24 protein-coding genes are annotated in these 21581 nt (G+C 58.2%); 16 read left to right on the top strand and 8 right to left on the bottom strand.

Going from position 1 to position 21581, the window contains the following annotated elements:
• Nucleotides 1-15: 15 nt before the first annotated feature.
• The 4 genes from WNZ14_RS01050 to WNZ14_RS01065 all read left to right on the top strand — a co-directional run bounded on the left by WNZ14_RS01050 (nucleotide 16) and on the right by WNZ14_RS01065 (nucleotide 3732).
• Nucleotides 16-867 carry an IclR family transcriptional regulator C-terminal domain-containing protein gene (locus tag WNZ14_RS01050; protein ID WP_342866769.1) on the top strand — a complete coding sequence of 284 codons (852 nt, stop codon included), beginning with the start codon at nucleotides 16-18 and terminating at the stop codon, nucleotides 865-867.
• A 33-nt stretch (nucleotides 868-900) separates the two neighbouring features.
• Nucleotides 901-2412: an amidohydrolase family protein gene (locus tag WNZ14_RS01055; protein WP_342866770.1), complete on the top strand. Its 1512-nt coding sequence runs from the start codon at nucleotides 901-903 to the stop codon at nucleotides 2410-2412.
• Nucleotides 2413-2509: 97 nt separating this feature from the next.
• Nucleotides 2510-3370 (top strand): extradiol ring-cleavage dioxygenase, encoded by an 861-nt coding sequence (locus tag WNZ14_RS01060; RefSeq protein WP_342866771.1) that lies wholly within the window; start codon nucleotides 2510-2512, stop codon nucleotides 3368-3370.
• Nucleotides 3367-3732, top strand: coding sequence for a hypothetical protein (locus tag WNZ14_RS01065; protein WP_342866772.1), 366 nt, complete (start codon nucleotides 3367-3369; stop codon nucleotides 3730-3732). The genes WNZ14_RS01060 and WNZ14_RS01065 overlap by 4 nt, the downstream gene beginning before the upstream one ends.
• Before the next feature lie 58 nt (nucleotides 3733-3790).
• Here WNZ14_RS01065 and WNZ14_RS01070 read toward each other — a convergent pair whose 3' ends face one another.
• A complete protein-coding gene (locus tag WNZ14_RS01070) occupies nucleotides 3791-4690 on the bottom strand; it encodes a LysR family transcriptional regulator (RefSeq protein WP_342868473.1) in 900 nt (299 codons plus the stop codon).
• Nucleotides 4691-4813: 123 nt separating this feature from the next.
• Here WNZ14_RS01070 and WNZ14_RS01075 point away from each other — a divergent pair, with 123 nt between their 5' ends.
• The 3 genes from WNZ14_RS01075 (at nucleotide 4814) to WNZ14_RS01085 (ending at nucleotide 7143) form a co-directional block, all read left to right on the top strand.
• Complete coding sequence (locus tag WNZ14_RS01075) at nucleotides 4814-5746, top strand: VOC family protein (protein WP_342866773.1); 933 nt, start codon at nucleotides 4814-4816, stop codon at nucleotides 5744-5746.
• A 90-nt stretch (nucleotides 5747-5836) separates the two neighbouring features.
• Nucleotides 5837-6448 carry an alpha/beta hydrolase gene (locus WNZ14_RS01080; RefSeq protein ID WP_342866774.1) on the top strand — a complete coding sequence of 204 codons (612 nt, stop codon included), beginning with the start codon at nucleotides 5837-5839 and terminating at the stop codon, nucleotides 6446-6448.
• 11 nt (nucleotides 6449-6459) lie between these two features.
• Nucleotides 6460-7143 carry a pirin family protein gene (locus WNZ14_RS01085; RefSeq protein WP_342866775.1) on the top strand — a complete coding sequence of 228 codons (684 nt, stop codon included), beginning with the start codon at nucleotides 6460-6462 and terminating at the stop codon, nucleotides 7141-7143.
• A 91-nt stretch (nucleotides 7144-7234) separates the two neighbouring features.
• Here the strand turns inward: WNZ14_RS01085 and WNZ14_RS01090 are convergent, their stop codons facing one another.
• Genes WNZ14_RS01090 through WNZ14_RS01105 form a run of 4 tightly spaced genes read right to left on the bottom strand, consistent with a single transcriptional unit; the run spans nucleotide 7235 to nucleotide 10910 of the window.
• The gene (locus WNZ14_RS01090; RefSeq protein ID WP_342866776.1) at nucleotides 7235-8434 is read right to left on the bottom strand and encodes a Xaa-Pro peptidase family protein; all 1200 of its coding nucleotides are present in this window, start codon (nucleotides 8432-8434) and stop codon (nucleotides 7235-7237) included.
• Nucleotides 8435-8449: 15 nt separating this feature from the next.
• Nucleotides 8450-8863: a cupin domain-containing protein gene (locus tag WNZ14_RS01095; protein WP_342866777.1), complete on the bottom strand. Its 414-nt coding sequence runs from the start codon at nucleotides 8861-8863 to the stop codon at nucleotides 8450-8452.
• Nucleotides 8860-9708 (bottom strand): phosphoenolpyruvate hydrolase family protein, encoded by an 849-nt coding sequence (locus WNZ14_RS01100; RefSeq protein ID WP_342866778.1) that lies wholly within the window; start codon nucleotides 9706-9708, stop codon nucleotides 8860-8862. The genes WNZ14_RS01095 and WNZ14_RS01100 overlap by 4 nt, the downstream gene beginning before the upstream one ends.
• 11 nt (nucleotides 9709-9719) lie before the next feature.
• Nucleotides 9720-10910 (bottom strand): Tm-1-like ATP-binding domain-containing protein, encoded by a 1191-nt coding sequence (locus WNZ14_RS01105; protein ID WP_342866779.1) that lies wholly within the window; start codon nucleotides 10908-10910, stop codon nucleotides 9720-9722.
• 108 nt (nucleotides 10911-11018) lie between these two features.
• Between WNZ14_RS01105 and WNZ14_RS01110 the strand changes: the two genes are divergently transcribed.
• The 7 genes from WNZ14_RS01110 to WNZ14_RS01140 all read left to right on the top strand — a co-directional run bounded on the left by WNZ14_RS01110 (nucleotide 11019) and on the right by WNZ14_RS01140 (nucleotide 17695).
• Nucleotides 11019-11672 (top strand): TetR/AcrR family transcriptional regulator, encoded by a 654-nt coding sequence (locus WNZ14_RS01110; protein WP_342866780.1) that lies wholly within the window; start codon nucleotides 11019-11021, stop codon nucleotides 11670-11672.
• A 332-nt stretch (nucleotides 11673-12004) separates the two neighbouring features.
• A complete protein-coding gene (locus WNZ14_RS01115) occupies nucleotides 12005-13315 on the top strand; it encodes an extracellular solute-binding protein (protein ID WP_342866781.1) in 1311 nt (436 codons plus the stop codon).
• A gap of 83 nt (nucleotides 13316-13398) precedes the next feature.
• Complete coding sequence (locus tag WNZ14_RS01120; RefSeq protein ID WP_342866782.1) at nucleotides 13399-14304, top strand: sugar ABC transporter permease; 906 nt, start codon at nucleotides 13399-13401, stop codon at nucleotides 14302-14304.
• Nucleotide 14305: 1 nt separating this feature from the next.
• A complete protein-coding gene (locus WNZ14_RS01125; RefSeq protein WP_342866783.1) occupies nucleotides 14306-15268 on the top strand; it encodes a carbohydrate ABC transporter permease in 963 nt (320 codons plus the stop codon).
• The gene (locus tag WNZ14_RS01130; protein ID WP_342866784.1) at nucleotides 15265-15537 is read left to right on the top strand and encodes a hypothetical protein; all 273 of its coding nucleotides are present in this window, start codon (nucleotides 15265-15267) and stop codon (nucleotides 15535-15537) included. The genes WNZ14_RS01125 and WNZ14_RS01130 overlap by 4 nt, the downstream gene beginning before the upstream one ends.
• On the top strand, nucleotides 15537-16625 hold the full coding sequence (locus WNZ14_RS01135; RefSeq protein WP_342866785.1) for an ABC transporter ATP-binding protein: 1089 nt from the start codon (nucleotides 15537-15539) through the stop codon (nucleotides 16623-16625). The genes WNZ14_RS01130 and WNZ14_RS01135 overlap by 1 nt, the downstream gene beginning before the upstream one ends.
• Entirely contained in the window at nucleotides 16625-17695 is a 1071-nt protein-coding gene (locus tag WNZ14_RS01140; RefSeq protein ID WP_342866786.1) for an ABC transporter ATP-binding protein, read from the top strand. Before WNZ14_RS01135 ends, WNZ14_RS01140 begins: the two co-directional genes overlap by 1 nt.
• A gap of 110 nt (nucleotides 17696-17805) precedes the next feature.
• Here WNZ14_RS01140 and WNZ14_RS01145 read toward each other — a convergent pair whose 3' ends face one another.
• Nucleotides 17806-18072 (bottom strand): hypothetical protein, encoded by a 267-nt coding sequence (locus WNZ14_RS01145; protein ID WP_342866787.1) that lies wholly within the window; start codon nucleotides 18070-18072, stop codon nucleotides 17806-17808.
• A 105-nt stretch (nucleotides 18073-18177) separates the two neighbouring features.
• Between WNZ14_RS01145 and WNZ14_RS01150 the strand changes: the two genes are divergently transcribed.
• Both WNZ14_RS01150 and WNZ14_RS01155 read left to right on the top strand, forming a co-directional pair.
• On the top strand, nucleotides 18178-18714 hold the full coding sequence (locus tag WNZ14_RS01150) for a histidine phosphatase family protein (protein ID WP_342866788.1): 537 nt from the start codon (nucleotides 18178-18180) through the stop codon (nucleotides 18712-18714).
• 189 nt (nucleotides 18715-18903) lie between these two features.
• Complete coding sequence (locus tag WNZ14_RS01155) at nucleotides 18904-20121, top strand: 6-phosphofructokinase (RefSeq protein WP_342866789.1); 1218 nt, start codon at nucleotides 18904-18906, stop codon at nucleotides 20119-20121.
• 88 nt (nucleotides 20122-20209) lie between these two features.
• On the opposite strand, the gene WNZ14_RS01160 is transcribed toward WNZ14_RS01155, so the two are convergent.
• Entirely contained in the window at nucleotides 20210-20512 is a 303-nt protein-coding gene (locus WNZ14_RS01160) for a Dabb family protein (protein WP_342866790.1), read from the bottom strand.
• A 99-nt stretch (nucleotides 20513-20611) separates the two neighbouring features.
• A complete protein-coding gene (locus WNZ14_RS01165) occupies nucleotides 20612-21580 on the bottom strand; it encodes a hydroxyacid dehydrogenase (RefSeq protein WP_342868474.1) in 969 nt (322 codons plus the stop codon).
• Between the last annotated feature and the right edge of the window lies 1 nt (nucleotide 21581).

Here is a 21581-nt window from a genome sequence, read left to right on the forward strand (position 1 = left end):
AGGTCCCTTTCAGACATGATTGATCGCGCATCGGAAAATGTTGAGATCTCCGCGGCAAAGCCCGGCGGTTCAAAGAGTGCCAAGCCCGAGGAATTCGTCGAGGCATTGGCCAAGGGTATTTCGATCCTTGAAAGCTTTGACGCGGCAAACCCTGAAATGACACTGAGCGAGATAGCCCGAAAGGTCGGCTACTCTCCAGCTGCGGCACGACGCAGCCTGATCACGTTGATGGCTCTGGGTTATGTGGGCCAGACCAACAAGCGCTTTCACTTGCGCCCGAAGATCATGACGCTGAGTTCCGGGTTCTATTATTCTGCCCAGATCGATGAAGTGCTTCAGCCAAACTTGCGCGAGCTAGTTGGTAAATTTGGCGACGCGTCGTCCGTCGGTACACTCGATCAGCGTGACGTCATCTACATCGCGCATTACTCGGTGCAACGCGCACGACGGGCTGCAGCCGTCGTGGGCGCGCGCTATCCGGCTTGCGCAACATCGCTGGGGCGCGTGTTACTGGCAGGTTTGAGCGACGCCGAACTTGACCAGTATTTTGACGGCCTTGTCATCGAGCCACTGACATCCAAGACCATGGCGGATCCGATCCAGCTGCGGGCGGAAATCGAACGAGTCCGCGAACAAGGCTATTCAACCACAGTCGATCAGCTGGATTACGGCATTACGGCACTCGCCGTGCCGATCCGGGCGCTGGATGGCCGCACTATCGCTGCCCTCAACACCTCCGGCTACAGCGGTATGGTTGACGCTGAATTCCTGACCGCAAACCGCCTGCCTGAATTGCGTGCGACTGCATCCCGAATTGCCAATGCACTGACGCGATACCCGATGCTCTTGTCGATCATCGGGTCCTGATTTCAAAACAAGTACTTGGGAGGAGAAACCATTATGTGCAGACTTTGTGACCCGAAACGACCTCAATTGCCCTGCCCTACGCGGCGCGACTTTCTGACCGTCGCAGCCGTCGGAGGAGCGGCTGCTACCATGGGGATATCGTCGACGGGGTCTGTTCGGGCCCAGGCTGCTGCAGCATCCACGTTACCCGAAGGCCTTGGAACACCGGGACGGCGCGTCCTGATCAAGGGCGGCGCGGTGCTTTCGGTTGACGATGCCGTCGGCAATTTTCCCGTGGGCGATGTGTTGATCGACGGCAAGACCATCATCGAGGTTGGTGCAAACATCGATGCTCCGGATGCTGTCCAGATAGACGCGTCTGGCAAAATCGTCATGCCGGGCTTTATCGATACGCATCATCATCAGTTTGAAACTGCTCTGCGCAGCCAGCTCGCAAACGCGATTCTCGTCAACGACGGCCGTCCCGCGAACGCGACGAACTACTATGAGACGATGCTGCAAGGCTTCTCCTTGGTCTACCGTCCCGAGGATGTCTACATCAACGAACTCTTCGGCGGCATTGCACAGCTGGATGCAGGCGTGACGACGGTGATGGATGTGAGCCAGATCCACCATTCGCCGGAACATTCCGATGCCGCCATCGAGGGCCTGCGCGATGCGGGACGTCGAGGCGTGTTCGGCTATTTCGAAGGTTGGGGCGATCGGGCCAAATATCCGCAGGATGCCGCCCGCATCAAGCAGCAGTATTTCTCCTCCGACGACCAGCTGACCACAATGATAATGGGCGGAGAGATCTATCTTCCCGGTTACGAAGAAGCCTGGAAAATCGGTCGCGAACTTGGGCTGCCCATTGCCCTGCACGTTGTGGGCACCTTTGGCATGCAGCCCACCTTTGATGAACTGGGCGCAGCGGGCATGTTTGGAGAAGACAACATCTTCATTCACATGACCGGCATGTCTGATGACGGCTGGAAATATGCCTCCGATGCCGGCGCGCATGTTTCACTGTCGGTCCCGATCGAAATGCACATGCGCCATGGCACCCCACCGATCCAGCGTGCCATCGACCTCGGCATGGAAATGTCGCTCTCGACCGATGTCGAATGCACCATGACCGCCGATTTCTTCACCCAGATGCGCAGCCTGGTCACGCTGCAGCGAATGTTTGCCAATGAAAAGGCTCTGTCCGGGCAGGAATATCCAGAGTTGATGACCGCCATGCAGGCGATCCGTCAGGCCACCATGGGCGGCGCCAAAGGGCTCAAACTTGATCGCAAGATCGGCTCGCTGACCCCGGGCAAGGAAGCAGACATCATCCTTCTGGATGCCGAGGCAATCAACGTCGCACCACTCAACAATGTGCCCGGCGCGGTCGTCACGCTGATGGAACGCACCAATGTCGACACCGTCATGGTCGCCGGTGAGGTCAAGAAGTGGAAAGGCCAGCTGATGGGCTTCGACGTCGAGCGCCTGCGCAGCGAGCTCGTATCAAGCCGGGACTATATTTTCGAGGCCGCCAAGATCGAGCGCGACCTCTTCGCCTGAGGCAGATGAAGCCATTGGTCCTGGCGTCCGCGCCGGGGCCCTACGTCAAAACCATGCCGCCGGGGTGACCGGTCGGTTCAAAAAGAGGAGTAGGACCTTGGCTCAGCTCGTTGCCACATTGGCCTCCACACATCACCCTTTCTATCTCAAGGCGACAACCATGCCGCCTGAGCAGCAGATGCCGCAAGCGCCCGAGTGGAAGCGCAAGATCGAGGCCTATCGTGAAACCCTCGCCCGAACCAAGCCGGATATTCTGGTGATGATCGGCTCGGACCATTTCCACCAGATCTTCCTCGACAATTGTCCGCAATTCCTCATCGGCAAGGCGCCACGCTATGACGCCACCTTCTACAATGAGGAGCGCGAGTTCGGGATTCCAAAATACGTGCTGGAGGGCGACGAGGACATGTCGCGCTTCATGCACCGGAACCTGATGGACCAGAATTTCGATTTCGCCTTTTCCAACGAGCTGAAGATCGACCATTCCATCATCTGTCCCATCATCACAGTCCGGCCTGAGAACGATCTGCCGGTGGTGCCGATCTACACCAACATCTTCGCGCCGCCGCTGCATTCGCCCAAGCGCTTCTATGAACTCGGCCGCGCCATCCGCAAGGCAATCGACGAATACCCTTCCGACAAGCGCGTCGCGGCCATCGGCACCGGGCATCTCTCGCTCGAACTTGGTGGACCGCGGCAGTTCATGGAAACCGGACCGGATCCGGTGTTCGACCGTCAGGCCATCGAGTGGCTGCGCGCCGGCGACATCGATTCCATCTTGGCCAATGTCAATCACGAGACCATGGCCAAGAGCGGCAACGCCACCCATGGCTTTCTCAACTTCATCCTGATGCTGGGTGTGGCTGGGCCCGAAGGCGCCGACTATGTCGACAATCTCGACCTTTTCCACACCATGGAAGCCTATTTCACCTGGTATCCGAAGGAGCAGGCAGCATGAGCAAATACTACGTCAACAAGTTCCTTTTCACGGTCGACCGCGACCCGGATTACCTCAAGCGCTACATTGAGGATCCCAAGTCTTTCGTCGCCACCTGGGAACAGTCGATCGGACCGATGCTGAACCCTTCCGAGCGCTCCACCGTGAACAGCCTTACCGACGCCGAGCGGAAGGCGCTGATCGATCACGACTATGCCGCCCTGTTTGAAATGGGCGCGCATTTCTTCCTCAACCTGACCATGTATATCGGGATTTACGACGAGCCCTATATGGCAAAATCGGGTCCCTTATCTTTCCAGCGCGAGTTTGCCGCCAAGCTTCAACATTGGCGCGATAAGGACTATCCGACGGTCGAAACCTGACGGAAGAACGCTCAACCGATCAACACCCGCACCCCGGCGGCATCCTTGCAATCCAGGCTCAAAGCGACCGGATGCGGGTCACGTAATTCTCGAAGAAATCGGAGAATTTCTTCACCCGAAGCGGCAGTTTCTCGAAGGGCGGGTAGTAGAGCGTCAGCCAGAGTGGCCTCGGTTCCCAGTCGGGGAGGACCTGCTGAAGCCGGTGGCTTTCGAGCCCTGGCTCCACAATGAAGTAGGGCAGCAGCGCTACGCCCTCACCGTTTTCCGCCAGCCGTGCGATCAGATCACCATTGTTGCCGGCAAGCGACTGCCCGGCCCTGACCTTGTGCGTTCGTCCGGCGTTTGAGAGCTCCCACGTTTCGCTGATCGCCTCCTCGTCATAGGCAAGGCAGGCGTGGTTGTGGAGCTCTTCGGGGCTTGTGATGCTGCCAAAAGCCGCCAGATAGCCTGGAGAGGCAACCAGAACGCGACGCACCCGGCAGATCTTGCGCCAGATCGTGGATTTGTCCTTTGGTGCCTGCGATATCCTGATGGCCAGATCGACACTGTCGGAGACGATGTCGACAAAGCGGTCGGTAAGGCTCAGGGAGAGGGTCGTATCCGGATAGTCCACCCGAAACCCGGAGGCGACATCGGGCAGAATCTGCAGCCCCAGCGACATAGGCGCATTGATCCGCAGCAGGCCCGCTGCCTCGCCCACCTGTTCGCGCACCTCTTCGGTTGCTTTCTCGAACTCCGCGAGCAACGGCCCCACACGCGCCGCATAGACAGCTCCGGCAGAGGTCAACGACACCTGACGGGTGGTGCGGAGCAGCAACTGGACACCGAGCTTCTCCTCAAGCGCACTGACCGCGCGCGTGACCGAAGGAGCCGTCATTGATAGTTGGCGCGCAGCGGCAACAAAGCTGTGAAGTTCGGCGACGGCCAGAAAGGCCCTGATCTGGCTGAATTCATGCATCACGGATTATTACAAAATCCGCAATAATATTGTCAATATTATTGCCATTCAAAGCGACGCCAATCTGCACCATCTTGTGGTCAAGCCAGTCAGACACTCTGGCAGCAGAAAGGAACAACCATCATGATCACACAGATCAAGGGCTTGCATCACGTCACGTCGATGGCCGCCCACGCCCAGCAGAACAGCGACTTCTTCACCAAGAAGCTTGGCCTGCGCCGGGTCAAGAAAACCGTCAACTTCGATGATCCAGAGGTCTACCACCTCTACTATGGCGATGAGTTCGGCACGCCGGGATCGGTCATGACATATTTCCCCTTCCCGAACATGGCCCAGGGATTTCCGGGCGCCGGTGAGGTGGGTGACACCTATTTTGCGGTTCCAAAGGGCTCGCTGGAGTTCTGGAAGGACAGGCTCGTGGCACACAATGTCAGCGGGCTGAGTGTGAGCGAAGTCTTTGGCGAAAAACGCCTCCGCTTCGACGGCCCAGACCGTGACAGCTTCTCGCTGATCGAAGTCGACAATGACAACAGGACCGGCTGGAAACACGGCGACGTTTCCTCGTCAGAGGCAATCCAGGGGTTTCGTGGCGCAAGCCTGAGGCTCAAGGATGCTGCAGCAACCGGCGAGTTGCTCCGCTTCATGGGCTATGAGCAGGTTGACAGCCAGGGCGACCACACCCGCTTTGCGATCAACGGTGGCAATGGCGCCGATATCATCGATATCGAAGCTTTGCCGGAAGCCACAAGAGCACGTCCGGGTGCGGGCTCGGTTCATCATATTGCCTTTGCAGTGGAGAACCGTGCAGCGCAGCTTGAAGTCCGCAAGGCACTTCTGGACACGGGCTATCAGGTCACGCCGGTGATCGACCGCGACTATTTCTGGGCTATCTACTTCCGCACGCCCGGCGGTGTGCTGTTCGAGGTCGCGACCAATGAGCCTGGCTTTGATCGCGACGAGGACGCAGCTCATCTTGGCGAAGGCCTCAAGCTGCCGACCCGCTATGAGCCACATCGCGCGCAGATTGAGCAGCTGCTTGAGCCGATCACCGACTAACACTTTCAGCCGGGGCCCGTGATACGATTCTGACAGGTGGTTCTCACCTGTCAGGAAAGACCATCAGTTCCCGCCACGGAGGCTACCATCATGACATTATCTCACTATCATGCTTTGACAAAAGCAACCGCTGCCAATGGACCCTTGGTCTTCGCCTTTCACGGCACCGGTGGTGACGAGCACCAGTTTTCCGAACTGGTCGGTCAGATCCTGCCGGAAGCCGGCCTCGTTTCCCCACGCGGAGACGTTTCGGAAAACGGCGCGCTACGGTTCTTCCGCCGCACCGGTGAGGGCGTTTACGACATGGCCGACCTTGCCGCACGAACTGAAAAAATGGCGGAGTTTATTTCGGCCCACAGGAAGGCAAATCCGGAGAGCCCTCTCTATGGGCTCGGTTACTCGAACGGCGCCAACATTCTTGCATCCGTCGCCTTCAAACACGCCGGTTTGTTTGACCGGATTGCCCTGCTTCATCCGCTCATTCCGTTTGCTCCGGAGGCCAATCCCGAGCTTGCGGGAAAACAGGTCTTGATCACCGCCGGACGCCGCGATCCGATTTGCCCGCTGCCGCTGACAGAGCGCCTCGTTGACTATTTTGGAGAACAGGGCAGCCAGGTGCAGACGAGCTTCCATGACGGCGGCCACGAAATCCAGCAGTCCGAACTTTCCGCTCTGAAGGCTTTCCTGTCTGCCCCGCAATAAGAGGTACGACCATGATCCTGATCCACGAAGCGATGAACCGCGGCCACACCGACATGGGCTGGCTGAAAAGCGATCACAGCTTTTCCTTTGGCGGCTTTCTCGACCCCAAGCGAATGGGCTACGCCGCACTGCGCGTCATCAACGAAGACCGCATCGCTCCTGGATCAGGCTTTACTGAACATGCTCATGCGGACATGGACATCCTGACATTCGTACTCTCGGGTGAGCTCAGACATCAGGACACCCTGGGCAATGTCGCAACCATTGCTGCGGGCGAAGTGCAGCTGATGTCAGCCGGCAGTGGTATCCGGCATTCGGAGATGAATGCCTCGGACACCCGCGCCGCTCATTTCCTGCAGATCTGGCTCATTCCCGACAAGCGAGGTGGCGCACCGACATACCAGCAAGCGGCATTGCCGGCCAGGGACAACGCAACCGGCTGGACATTGCTGGCGAGCGGAGAGGCTGAAGACGGCTCCCTGACGTTGCTGTCGGACACCCGTGTCTCGATCGCCTGTCCGCGTGAAGGCACGACAACGCAAATTCCGACAGCCGACGGCACGCTTTCCTTCGTCCAAATTGTCGACGGCGAACGGCTCGGCAGCGGCGACGGAATACAGATCGGCGATGAAGAAATGCCCGACCTCACCTGGGTGACCGACGGACAGGCGATCCTGTTCGAAATGCACCGCTGACCACTTCTGGCAAGCCGGGGCGACCCACTATCCTGCCCTTGGCGTGAGCAGTGCAGACGGTCCAAAGTCGTGATGCCTTAAACAACGCGTTTCAGGCCACCGGGCTGGCGATCCAGCCGCGATTGTCATTACCAAACAACTCGTGACCGTCATCCGTGATGATGACGGTATCCTCGAGCTTGATATAGCCCCTCGTCGGGTGCTGCATCGTCGTTTCCACTGACAGGACCATACCCGGCTCGAATGGCCGTTCCGCGTCAATCCCCTCATAGGCAACCGGATGATTGGTCATCAGGAACGGCGCTTCATGGCTGATCAGGCCCATACCGTGGGCGAAGAAATCATTGAACTTCGCATTTGGTCCGCGCCGGAGCTCGGCTTCGCCTGCGGCAATCATCGCAGCACCAGTCTGCCCCGGACCGATGCAGGCAAAGGCCGCTTGCTGCACAGCCTCAACCTCGGCCAGAATATCAACCAGTTCAGCATCGGGCTCGCCCAGCACGCCCATGCGGCAGATATCGCCGATATAGCCGTGAAGATTGCCGCCTGAATCGATCGACATCACCTCGCCCTTCTTCCAGGTCTGGCCAGACCCAGCCCGAACATGGGAATCGCCAAGCGTCAGCAGGCAATATTCGAACGCAAGTTCGCGCTTGGTCTCCTCCTGGCGCAGACGTTCGATGATCTGGTGTTTGGAACTGCCCTCCCCCGAGCCAAGAATGGCAGCCTTCATGGACTGGCTGATCCGCGCAGTGGCCTCGCGCAGCAGGTCTATTTCGGGCTTTGACTTGATCATCCGAAGCCGGGTGAGTTCCATGCTGGCATCGACCAGCGAGGCCTGCGGCAGGGCTTCGGCGATCGCATCAAAGCCATCCTTGGGCATGAAGCCTGCTTCAAAGCCAATCCGCCCGCTGGCGACGCCGCATTTCTGCAGATGCGCGGCAACCGCCGCCATCGTATCCACCGATCCCCAATGATCGGGCCGGAACTCGGACACCCAGAAAGGCGCCACCTTGTGCTCATGGATTTCCATCTTGTTGGCAAAATACCCGGTGTTTTCCGGTTTGCCACGAACATAGACAAAGGCCGGCAGGTAGCGGCTCTGGCCGATGGCATCCATCGCCGAGAAGAAGATAAACTGGTAGCCGCCCAGCAGATAACGGACATTGTGCTTGGATGTAGCCACCAGCGCATCAAGTCCCGCGGCTTCCATCGCAGCATCAAGATCCTCGAACCTGTAAGGCAGATCATCGGCAGAGGCCGCGTGCAGGGGTGAAATATCGTGCATCATGGCAGGCTCCCTGGCTTACTTGTGCGGCGGATGGACGAGACGGAAATCGGGCAGATCGCGCAGAAGCTCTTCCGGTCCCGCCGGGCTGTAGACGACAAACAGCTTCATCGGCGCATCGCTGGTGTTCAGCGTCGAATGAAACCGGGCTTCCGGCACGAAGATCGTGCAACCCGCACGCACCTGTTCGGTGATTGGGTTTCCCTCTGTATCCTCGACCGTCTGCTCGCCATTGCCCTCAAGCACATAGATGATCTCCTCGGCACCTGGATGATTGTGCCTTGCATGGCCCTGGCCGGGCGGCACATGCACGACGCCGGCCGAAAATTTGCCAGCGCCATTAACCGACGGACCGCAGGTAACCGTCAGATGGCCCCAATCGAAGGCAAAACGATCAACGGCTTCGGGATAGACGAAAAATGTCTCGCTCATGCCTGTGTTCCTTTCAGGTTTGGAAGTGATTTGAAATTGCGGATCTGGTCGCGGATTGCGGTTTCGGCAGGCAGTCTTTCCGCCGAACTCGCACCGTAAAAGCCGTGACAGCCTTCGCAGCGCGCCAGCACGTAAGCGGCATCGTCGGGCATCGAAATCGGCCCGCCATGACACAGCATGATGATGTCGCCGCGAACGCTTCGCGCGGCCGCCGCAATGGCATTGATCTGAAGCACGCAGTCATCGAGGCTTTTGGCCGACGTCGCGCCGATGCTGCCGCCGGTGGTCACGCCCATATGGGCCACGATGATATCGGCCCCGGCGCGCGCCATGGCGATAGCTTCGTCCGCGTTGAACACATAGGGCGTGGTCAGCAGATCGAGCTCGTGAGCGGCAGCGATCATGTCGACTTCAAGCCCGAAACCCATGCCTGTTTCCTCGAAACTCTGTCGCATGGCGCCATCAAACAGGCCAATGGTCGGAAAGTTCTGCACGCCGGAAAAGCCCATATATTTCAGCTCCGCCAGGAATTGCGGCATCAGCACGAAGGGATCAGTGCCGTTGACCCCAGCCAGAACCGGCGTGTTGCGGACCACAGGCAAGACCTCAACCGCCATCTCCTTGACGATCTCATTGGCGTTACCGTAGGCCAGCAGTCCAGCAGCAGAGCCACGGCCTGCCATGCGGTAACGCCCCGAATTGTAGATGATGATCAGGTCGATGCCGCCTGCCTCCTCGGCCTTGGCCGAGAGACCGGTTCCTGCCCCCCCGCCAATGATCGGCAAACCTGCATCGACCATGGAATTGAGACGGGTGAGAATGTCCTTGCGGGGTATTGCGGGCATGATCTGCTCTTTCAGATGATGGACAGGAAGGTATCGACCGCGGCTTTGGCAAATGCCGGGTCATTTATGTGAAGCGGCAGGCGCTCGATCCGCCGGTCCGCGGTGACTTCGAACGCGTCTTCGATGGCCGAGAAAAGCGCGGCATCAGCTTCCGGATCGAAGAAGTCGCCGCCCTCGATATCGAGCGCCGAGACGCCGCGCTCGGGGATGAAAAACCGCACCGGTCCGCTGCAGGCGCTGAGCTTGCGCCCAATCCAGGTACCAATCAGACGGCATTCTTCGGGCGTCGTCCGCATCAGCGTGACATTGGTGTTGTGATGATAGAAAAGGCGCCCGGCAAAGGCTGCGGGCACCGTGTCGGGCGCCCAGAAATTGACCATGTCGAGAGCGCCGACCGACCCGACATATGGCACGCCAGTGCGGGCAATCGCATCCAGACGCGCCTTTGTCGCAGGTAAAACACCACCGACCAGCAAGTCGCAGACTTCAGTGGTCGTTATGTCGAGCACTCCCGAAAGAACGCCATCATCGACGAGTTTATCCATCGTGCGCCCGCCAACTCCGGTGGCGTGGAACACCATGCAGTCATAGGTAGAATTGAGGTGCTCGACCATCGAGGTCACACATTGAGTGGTGACCCCGAACATGGTCAGTCCGACAGACTGCCGTTCATCACTGCTCTGATAGGCAGAAAGCGCCATTCCCGAGATTGCTTGGCCCGAATTGTGCAGGATCAGGCGACTCAACTGGTTGAGACCGGCGAAATCGGTGACGGACGGCATCATGATGATATCGGAAATATCGACGTAAGGGCCGACATCGCCCGAGGCCAGCGTAGAGACCATGATCTTGGGCAGACCGTAAGGCAGGCCTCGCATCCCTGCGGTCACGATCGATGTGCCACCACCACCACCGATGCCGATGATCCCGGCGATATCCTGACGGCTGGTGACGAAATTTGAAAACGCCACGCTCATTGCGGCAACGGCCACGCCGCGGTCATCCCCCGACAGCACAGCACCGGCACCATCGGCATGATAGCCTGCAACCTCGCGCGCTGTGACATCCACCTTGATCGTCGGCGCACGGGTTCCGACATCCACCAGAATGACCGGCACGCCGGTGTTGGCGATCACATCAGCCAAATAGGCGAGTTCAGGCCCTTTGGTGTCGGCGGTACCGACCACATAGACATGTTTCAAGACTTCCTCCCTGCCCAGCTGAGCGCCCACTCCCTGACGCTGCCGCTGGCCTTGCGCAAAACTCAAAATCAGGCTTGCCGATTTTCGAGACGCGCGTATCATCATGATATGAACGTCTCATTGCAGTCAACCGATACAGGCACGAAATCCGAACAGGGCCCCCGCGCCCGGACTCGGAAATTGATGGTGACGACCGCCAGCCGCCTGATGCAGGCGGGCCTTACGCCGTCCGTCAGTGAAGTGGCCGAAGCGGCGGAAGTCTCCCGCGCAACTGCCTACCGGTATTTCCCCAACCAGACAGCGCTGGTCCATGCCGTTGTGGACGAGGCCCTGGGCCCGATCCTGAAATGGAAGAGCAAGACACAGGATACCGAACAGCGCGTCCTTGATCTGTTTGAGAAGGCTTTGCCGCGCATCTCCGAATTCGAGGCAACCTTCAAGGCGGCGCTGAGATTGTCGCTGGAACAATGGGCGCAGGATGGAAATGCCAGCGAGCAACCCAGATTTACCCGTGGACACCGGATTGAGCTTTTGAACGATGCCCTTTCCCCACTGCGCGGCACCCTGCCGGCTGAAGAATTTGACCGACTTGCACAGGCGCTGTCGCTGATCTTCGGCGTCGAACTTTACACGATCCTCAAGGACATCTGGGACCTGTCGGACATACAGTCCTGCAAGGTTGCCAAATGGGCCGCCTGCGCGCTGGTACGATCCGCAATCGCAGAAGCGAACGAGACCCGAGCAAATCGCGCTGAAACTTGATCTGGTCTTACCAATCATGAAAATTTCCGCTATTCGATTGCTGCAGCTTAACCCAAAGTTTTCTGCAGAGAAGCCGAATTCTCAATCTATGCAGCATTTTCTATCTCAGAAACTGCAAAAAGGCATATTATAAGACTGATCGAAACGGTTGACCGAGCCGCAATTTGGTAATACCAATTTGGAATTCTAACCGTGACAGTGGAGGGTCACTCAAGGAACAAGGGGTGCAAACATACCAGCAAGGGCGAAGACGGGCGCGGAGGCGCCCAGGGTCGGAGCCCGAAATTGCTGGCTTAAGAAAATCACATGTGCATCAATGGGAGGAGATCATAATGCGCAACAAATTGATCAGTATCGCCGGAGGACTTGCACTTGCCTTGGCAAGCGGGACTTCTGCCTATGCGACAGAACTTACAATCTTCTGGGCCGAATGGGACCCAGCCAATTACCTTCAGGAACTCGTCAACGAGTATGAGGCAGAAACAGGCGTTACTGTTACCGTCGAAACAACGCCGTGGCAGGACTTCCAGACCAAGGCCTTTACCGAATTCAACGCACGTGGTTCGGCCTATGACATGATCGTTGGCGACAGCCAGTGGCTTGGTGCTGCGTCTGAAGGCGGCCACTATGTCGACCTGACCGATTTCTTCAACGAGCATAAGCTCGGCGAAGTCATGGCGCCTGCGACCGTGAAATACTATGCGGAATATCCGGGCAACTCAGGCAAGTACTGGGCGGTTCCGGCGGAAGGCGACGCTGTCGGTTGGTCCTATCGCAAGGACTGGTTCGAAGATCCTGCCGAAATGGCAGCCTTCAAGGAAAAATACGGTTACGATCTGGCGGTTCCGACCGACTGGAAGCAGCTCACCGACATCGCCGAGTTTTTCCATCGCCCCGATCAAAACCGCTACGGGATCGCCATCTACACCGACAACTCCTATGACGGCCTTGTCATGGGCGTGGAGAATGCGCTGTTCTCCTATGGTGCCGAACTCGGCAACATGGAAACCTATGAAGTCCAGGGCTACATCAACAGCGACAAGGCAGTCGCAGCGCTTGAGAACTACAAGAAGCTCTACGGCTTGACGCCTCCGGGCTGGGCCAAGACCTTCTTCGTGGAAAACAACCAGGCGATCACCGAAGGCCTCGCAGCCATGTCGATGAACTACTTCGCCTTCTTCCCGGCCCTGCTCAACGAGGCCTCCAACCCGAATGCTGCCAACACCGGCTTCTTCGCCAATCCGGCGGGTCCCGATGGTGACCAGTTCGCCGCTCTTGGCGGTCAGGGCATCTCGATTGTCAGCTATTCCGAGAACCAGGAAGAATCCATGAAGTTCCTGGAATGGTTCATCAAGGACGAAACCCAGAAGCGCTGGGCTGAACTTGGTGGCTACACGGCGAGTGCAGCAGTGCTTCAGTCGGAAGAATTCCGCAAGGCAACACCTTACAACGAGGCGTTCTACCAGACCATGTTCAAGGTCAAGGACTTCTGGGCAGTGCCGGAATATGCGGAACTGCTGAACTCTGCCAACCAGCGGATTTACCCCTACATCGTCGGCGGCGAAGGCACCGCGAAAGAAGCGCTTGATGCGCTGGCCGGTGACTGGGAAGCGACCTTCAAGAAGTATGGCCGCACCAAGTAAGTCGCCTGACTTGCTGAGACTATCATGGGGCGCTGCGGCGCCCCTTCCTTCCCCAACACCGTAAAACGCAAGGAATTTATCCCGTGGCGTCTCCAGTCATGACCAATCTTGAGCCAAATTCGCGCGCTGCCGCGAAGGGGCTGAGTGACCTGACCATCCGCAACCTGTTCATCATTCCAACAATTGCGTTTTTGATCATTTTCAACATTTTCCCTTTGCTCTATTCGCTGGCCTATTCGTTTACCGATTTCAGAGCCTCGACCAATGCACCGGCCAACTTTGTCGGGCTGCAGAATTACCGCGACCTTCTGAGCGACCCGTTCATCTGGAGCAATTTCACCATCACGGCAAAATACGTGCTAATTTCGGTGACCGGCCAGGTGATTGTCGGCTTTGGCCTTGCCATGCTGCTCAACCGCCAGATCCCCGCCAAAGGGTTGATCACCACGTTGCTGCTGCTGCCGATGATGCTGTCGATGGCGGTGGTCGGGCTGTTCTGGAAATTGCTCTATGATCCGAATTTCGGCATCGTCAACTACATCCTCGGCCTCGACAGGTTCGAGTGGCTCGCTGATCCCGACGTAGCGCTCTATGCCATCGCGATTGTCGACATCTGGATGTGGGCGCCATTTGTGATGCTGCTGTCGTTGGCCGGCCTCTCAGCCGTGCCCAAGCATCTTTACGAAGCAGCCGAGATTGATCGCGCTTCGGGCATCTACACGTTTTTCCGCATCACACTGCCGCTGGTGGCACCGATCCTGATGATCGCCATCATCTTTCGCACGATGGAAGCCTTCAAGACATTCGATCTGGCTTACGTGCTGTCATCACAGCCGACGACCGAACTGATCGCCATCCGGCTTTACAAGATGGCGTTCCAGGAATGGCAGACCGGCATGTCGTCGGCGTTCGCCTACATCGTGCTGATCATGGTGGTGGCTATCACCAATATCTATGTGAAATACCTCAACAAAGTGAAGGCGCGCTGATATGGCTGGCGTACGCACCTCCCGGGAAATTGCAACAAACCGGATCGCGATCGTGGCAGTCTTTGTCGCACTCGCAATCATGCTCACCCCGATCTACTGGATCGCGGCGACATCGTTCAAACCACGAAACCTCGCAACCACGATCCCGCCCACGGTGGTGTTCGAGCCGACGGTTTCGCCTTTCGTCAAGCTCTTCACCAAGCGCTCGCAATTGCGTGACCAGCCGTCACAGGAAGAATATGACGCCGCTCCCTGGTGGGAACAGATGGTGTTTGATGGTGGCGAGAAGGTGGTGCGCAACCGCAAGACCGGTGACGTCACCCTGTCGGGCTATGACGACCGCTTCATGAACTCGCTGATCATCTCGATCACCTCGACGATCCTCGCAGTGTCCATGGGAACGCTGACCGCCTATGGCTTCAGTCGGTTCAAAGTGGCGGGGGAAGATGATTGGCTGTTCTTCATCCTGTCCACCCGAATGCTGCCGCCCGTGGTGGTGGCGATCCCGATGTTCCTGATGTACCGGGTGGTGGGTCTCAACGACACCCATCTTGGGCTTATCATCCTCTACACCGCGTTCAATCTGAGCTTCTCGGTCTGGATCATGAAAGGTTTCATCGACGAGATCCCGCGCGAATACGAGGAAGCGGCACTTGTTGACGGCTACACTCGCATGCAGGCGTTCTTCAAAGTGGTTCTGCCAGAAGCGCTGACCGGCATGGCGGCAACGGCTGTGTTCTGTTTCATCACCGCATGGAACGAATATGCCTTTGCGCTGATCATGACCAACCGCAACGCCCAGACGGCGCCACCTTACATTCCATCGCAGGTCGGCAGCGGCCTGCCGGACTGGACCGTGATTGCAGCAGGTACGCTTCTGTTCCTGATCCCGGTCGCCATTTTCACTTTCCTTCTGCGCAACCATCTTCTGCGCGGCATGTCTTTCGGAGCGATCCGCAAATGAGTTTTCGAAACACAAACCAACGCTTCTTGGCGCCAGCGGCGCAGGGCCTGATGATCTTCGGCATCATCTCGCTCTGCCAACCCTGGAGCCTGTTCCTGCACCAGTATGGCGTCACCCTCACCCTGGTTGGCCTGATCGCCTTCATGATCACTTCCAAGATCGCACCCGATCCGGAGAAGGATGAAGGCTTCATTGAAGATAGTCTCGACACGCTCGAGCTCAATGAGACCAATCACCCCGCTGGCTCCAGAGCTGGAGGGAACCACTGATGGCCCAGATCGATATCCAGAACGTGCAGAAATTCTTTGGCCACCTCCAGGTGCTCAAGAATCTCAACCTGACCATCAACGACGGCGAGTTCGTCGTCATGCTCGGCCAGTCGGGTGGCGGAAAGACAACCGCGCTGCGCGCAATCGCCGGGCTTGAGACCGTGACATCGGGCAAGATCCTGATCAACGGCACCGAGGTGCAGGACCGCAAGGCCGCCGACCGTGACATCGCCTTTGTGTTCCAGTCGTTCTCGCTCTATCCGCACATGACGGTGCGCGAGAACATCGCTTTTCCGTTGCGCGCAGTCCGCATGAATGCGGCCGATCGCGACAAGGCGGTAAGCGAGGTGGCTGAAACGCTTCAGATCGCCCAGCACTTGAACCGCAAGCCATCGGCACTTTCGGGCGGCGACATGCAGCGTGTGGCGATCGGCCGGGCGCTGGTGCGGCGGCCTCAGGCACTCTTGATGGACGAACCGCTAGGTGTTCTTGACGCAAAGCTGCGCGAGCAAATGCGCGCCGAAATCAAGCGCTTGCACATCGCCCGTGGCTCGACCTCGGTCTATGTCACCCATGACCAGATCGAGGCCATGAGTCTGGCTGACCGAATCGTCATTCTGCATGACGGTGTGTTGCAGCAGGTGGGGCCTCCCGATGAGGTCTATCTCCATCCGACAAATCTGTTCGTGGCAAAATTCGTGGGCTCGCCGGTGATGAACGTCAACGCCGCCCGCATTGAGGGAAACAGCGTGATGCTGAATGAAGCAAGCCAGGGATTTCACTTTCCTGATGAAACCCTTGCGAGGACGCGCGGGACGCAGGGCAATCTGACCCTGGGGGTCCGCCCCGAGGCGGTGCTGCTCAAGCACGATCAGGCAGACGGCTTTGTTGAAGGCGTGACGACCAACATTGAACCTCTGGGCAGCCATGACATCGTCGACGTGCGGCTTGGCGGCACAGTGCTGCGCGCGCGCACGGAAAGCGGGTTCGTCTCCGGCGAAGGCCAGAAGGCATTTGTCAGGGTAGATCCGGGCCAGGCGCATTTCTTCGATACGGCCACTGGCCTCAATTTGCGGGGAGCAAACTGATGGCCGATATTGCACTGCAAGGCATCACCAAGAAGTTCGGGCCCAACACCGCGTTGCGAGACCTTGATCTCGATATCAAGGACGGCGAGTTCTTCGTGCTTCTGGGCCAGACCGGCGCCGGCAAGACGACGACGCTGCGGCTGATTGCGGGGCTCGAAGTGCCGAACTCCGGCAAGGTCATCATCGACGGGCATGACGCCACCAAATGGAACGCGGCCGAACGCGACGTAGCGCTGGTGCTGCAGCAATACTCACTCTACCCGCGCATGACCGTGCGCGGAAATCTCGAGTTTCCATTGAAATCCCGCACGCAGAACTTCACCACTGCCGAGATCAAGGAGCGTGTCGACCGTGTGGCCGAAACCCTGCAGATCACCAAGCTGCTTGACCGCAAGGTCGAGCGTCTGTCGGGCGGCGAGATGCAGCGCGTCTCGATCGGCCGGGCGATCGTGCGCAAGCCGCGCGTGTTCCTCATGGACGAGCCGCTGTCGGCGCTTGATGCAAACCTGCGCGACGTGCTGCGGGTTGAGTTGAAAAAACTGCACAGCGAACTGGGCGCGACCTTCGTGTTCGTGACCCACGACCAGGTCGAGGCCATGTCCATGGGCGACAAGATCGGCGTGCTCAACAAGGGCAAGCTGGTGCAGGTCGGCACGCCATCCGAGATCTATGCCAAGCCGCTCAACACCTTCGTCGCCCGCTCCGTCGGAACACCCCCGATGAACCTTGTTGACGGAGTACTCAACGGCAACACGGCAATGCTTGACGCCGGCAAGTTCAGCCTGCCGATCGCAAATCCACGTGGATCCAACGGCGACCGGATCCGCTTTGGTATCAGGCCGGAAGATGTGGTGCTGGACCCGAACGGCCCGGCGACAGGCAGGGTCTTCGACATCGAAAACCACGGCGTGATCAAGATCCTCACGCTCGCCATCGAAGGCACGCATCTGCATGCCACCGTGTCGGCGCAGACAAAGGTGAATATCGACGAGGTCCTGAAATTTAGCTGGAAGGCGGACAAGGTCCTCTTCTTCAATCCGTCCAATGGCCAGAATATGGATCTGAGCTGACGGCAGACAGTGGTCGCCGCAGTTTCTCATGGTAAACCCGGTGCAGGAGCGTCTCGTCCGGATGAGGATCCCGGCGGGTCGTTTCTGTGTGACTGCGTTAGGGTCGAGACTCAATCATGCCCACCAGATGAAGATGGCGGCGGCGCGAAAGCGACCTGTCCGGAGGACTTGCCGCCCATGACAGTGTCGGCAAAGAACCGCCAATTTTGCTCTGGGCTGGACTGAAAAACATCCACCGTGACCTCGCTTGCGAATGGGCTTACGTTCATGGCTACCGCAAAGACCAGTGCAGTGGTGACCTTCTTGATGAAGTTTGCAGACAATTTCGGCTCCAATCTTGCTGGGCTTTGCTTTACGCCATTCAGCTCTATTTCCATTTGTGTCTTGACGGAGCGGCGCCGACCGACAGGTCTTTAGGGAAAAGCTCGCTGAAAAAGTACGACGCCTCACGGCACCACGCTCAATCAAAGGGATCTTACTCAATGCGATGGATTCTGTTTCTTGTATGTCTCTGGCCAACGGCCGCATCAGCCAATGACTGGGATGCATTGGATCAGCCCGGCGCCGTCGCTATCATGCGCCATGCGCTCGCGCCGGGCACGGGTGATCCAGCTGACTTCGAACTGGGCGACTGCTCAACGCAACGCAATTTGAGTGAAGATGGAAGACAGCAGGCCCGGTCCGTCGGCGATGCGTTTCGCAAACGGGGTATCGTCTTTGACCGAATATTCGCCAGCCAATGGTGCCGCACCCGCGAGACAGCGGAACTGCTGGCCCTCAGGCCTGTCGTCGAGATGCCGGCGCTCAACTCCTTCTTTGGCGATTACTCAACGCAGCAGAGCCAGACTCAGGCGACCAAGGCGCTGATTGAAAAGCAACAGGGCCGCGTTCTTCTGGTCTCTCATCAAGTCAATATTTCCGCGCTTGCCGGTCAGGCAACCCGTTCGGGTGAAGTGCTGATCATTCGAGCTGGCACCGAGGGAATGGAAGTCATGGGCAGCATCTTGATCCAGCCGTAGCTGACCGACAGCCAAAGACATGTCTTTGGAAGTCCGCATTCGACAGAGAAACGCGCCCCAATGGCAAGTTGACCAAATGCCACGGCTCGCGCCGGGTCTGGTCCGATCTTGCCGGCTGCCCAATTAAACGGTTGTTCATTGACCACCATTGGTGCCAGTTTAGATATCTACGTACAAAAGGGGATTTATGTGTTTCACGGCAAGGTACTGGTCGCCCAAGGAGGTGGCCCAACGGCGGTTATCAACCAGTCAATGGTTGGGGCGGTCCTGGAATCACGCAAATTCCGCGCGGTTGAGTTGATCTACGGTGCCGTACACGGTGTGCGTGGAATCCTGGACGAGGATTTTTACGATCTGACCCAGGAGACCACCCATAATCTGGAGATGGTCGCCAATACGCCGTCTTCGGCACTTGGCTCGACGCGGGACAAGCCGGATCTGAAATACTGTCAGGAAATTTTCAAGGTCCTGCGAGCGCACCAGATCGGCTATTTCTTTTACACCGGCGGAAACGATTCCTCGGACACCGTGCGCATTGTCAACGATGAGGCGCGCAAGGCGCAGTACGATCTGCGCTGCATCCACATTCCGAAAACCATCGACAATGACCTGGTCGAGAATGATCATACACCAGGCTTCCCCTCAGCCGCGCGCTATGTCGCTCAAGCCTTCATGGGCATCAATCTCGACAATGCTGCGCTGCCTGGCGTTTATATTGGTGTTGTCATGGGGCGCCATGCAGGCTTTCTCACAGCCGCCTCGGCTTTGGGCAAGAAATTTTCCGATGATGGGCCTCATCTGATCTACATGCCCGAGCGGACCTTCGACATCGATGAGTTTCTCCGGGACGTCAAGCAGGTGTATGACCGGCTTGGGCGCTGCATTATTGCCGTCAGTGAAGGCGTCCATGACGGCTCGGGCCAACCGATCATCGCCAAACTGGCCAAAGATGTCGAACATGACGCGCATGGCAATGTGCAATTGTCCGGAAGCGGCGCTCTGGCCGATCTGCTGACACAGAAGGTCAAGAAGGATCTGCAAATCACACGGGTCCGGGGGGATACACTCGGCTATATTCAGCGCAGTTTTGTTGGATGTGTTTCCGATGTTGACCAGAATGAAGCCCGCGAAGTTGGCGAAAAGGCCGTGCAGTACGGGATGTTCGGCGATCGCGACGGATCGGTGACGATCAAACGCACTGGCCATTACTCGGTCGACTACGAGCTGGTTCCGCTGGAACTGGTTGCCGGAAAAACCCGCACAATGCCCGACAACTTTATCTCCACGTCCGGTCACGACGTGACCGACGCGTTCCGGCAATATCTACGCCCCTTGCTGGGCAGCGGAATGCCGGACGCCTATCGCCTTCGCCCGAACAAGGTGCCGAAGATTCTGGCGGCACAGTGATGCGACCCGGCCCCGGAGCGCATTGGTGCTTCGGGGGTGAGCTGTCGCAACCGATACCCGTGCTTGACGGCATCCCCACGGCCTGCACCTACCCAGGCAGATACGCCACATAGTCGATCTCCAGAAACTCGTCGATTTCTGGAATCCAGCGATCGCGAACGAAGGCAACATGATCGGGGTGGTTGTTGTAGGATTCGTACTCGGCCTGCCCGTCAAACTCCATGGAAAAGCCGTGTCTGAAGCTGTTCTTGGCCGAGATCTGTTCGAGCGCTTCAAAATTCCTTACGCCTGGGATGGCCGTGAGGACGCGCTGTCCATCTGCCAGGAAGGTTGCCTCGCTTTCCGAACCTGCTGGATGCTTCAGCCTGAATGCGACGGTATGTCTGATCATAATGCTCTCCCTTGATCCCGATAGAAACGCCGACCGCACCGGTTTGAAAACCACGATGAACCATGGCTGGGCCGCGTCCGATTGGATGCGCGCCACATGCTATCTTGCAAATCGCGCCTGATAGGTCTCCCAGACGTCCGGATTGCAAAAATTGAGCGGCTTCTCACCATTAAGGATGCGTCTTGTTTCTTCCACCACGCCCTGGCCCATCCGCAGCATGCTTTCCTCGGTAATACCGGCCATGTGCGGGGTCAGAATAACATTGCGCATCGACAGGAACGGATGATCCGCCGGCAGGGGCTGCCGGTCAAACACATCTAGCGCCGCCCCGCCGATGGCTCCGTTTGAGAGCGCGTCAATCAGGGCCGTTTCGTCAACCACGGGACCGCGCGCGACATTGACCAGAATGGCGCCAGGCTGCATCAGCGCCAGCTGCCCTGCCCCGATCATCCCGCGGGTCTTGTCATTCAGAGGGCAGCAGAGAACGACAACATTGCTGCGGGCAAGCATGTCGTTGAGGTCCACTGCCTCAGCGCCATGAGGCAGCACATCAGGCCTGCTGGTCACCGCAAGGACCTTCATTCCAAAGCCATGATGGGCAATCCGGAAAAGGGCGTTTCCGACATTTCCCATTCCGACGATGCCGAGCGTCCGTCCGCTCAGTTCGCGGCCATGATCGGAATGCGCCCGCGCGGTCGCCCAGCCATTCGATCTCAAATCGGCGCTGACCGCTGGATACCGACGCAAAAGCGCAAGCGATGACCAGATGCAGTGCTCCGCCACAGTCGGCGCGTTCACACCCGGCACATTGGCCACCAGGACACCCGCCTGTGTGGCAACCTCAACCGGAATCATGTCGAGCCCCGCGCCGTGCCGGACAGCCGCCTTGAGGCTTTTCTCGCGCGCGAAAATCTCCGGTGGGATCGGAGCGCGCACGACGATGACCGACGCGCCGGCGCTCTCCCTCACAATAGCTTCCGGAGACGGCTCGCTGGCAATCACCAGCGCTCCGAGGCGGCGCAGGTCAGTCATCACAGCCGGATGCAGCGGGTGGGTGGAAAAGATCATG

It is taken from the genome of Hoeflea sp. AS60, from assembly GCF_038900115.1.
Lineage (GTDB): Bacteria > Pseudomonadota > Alphaproteobacteria > Rhizobiales > Rhizobiaceae > Hoeflea.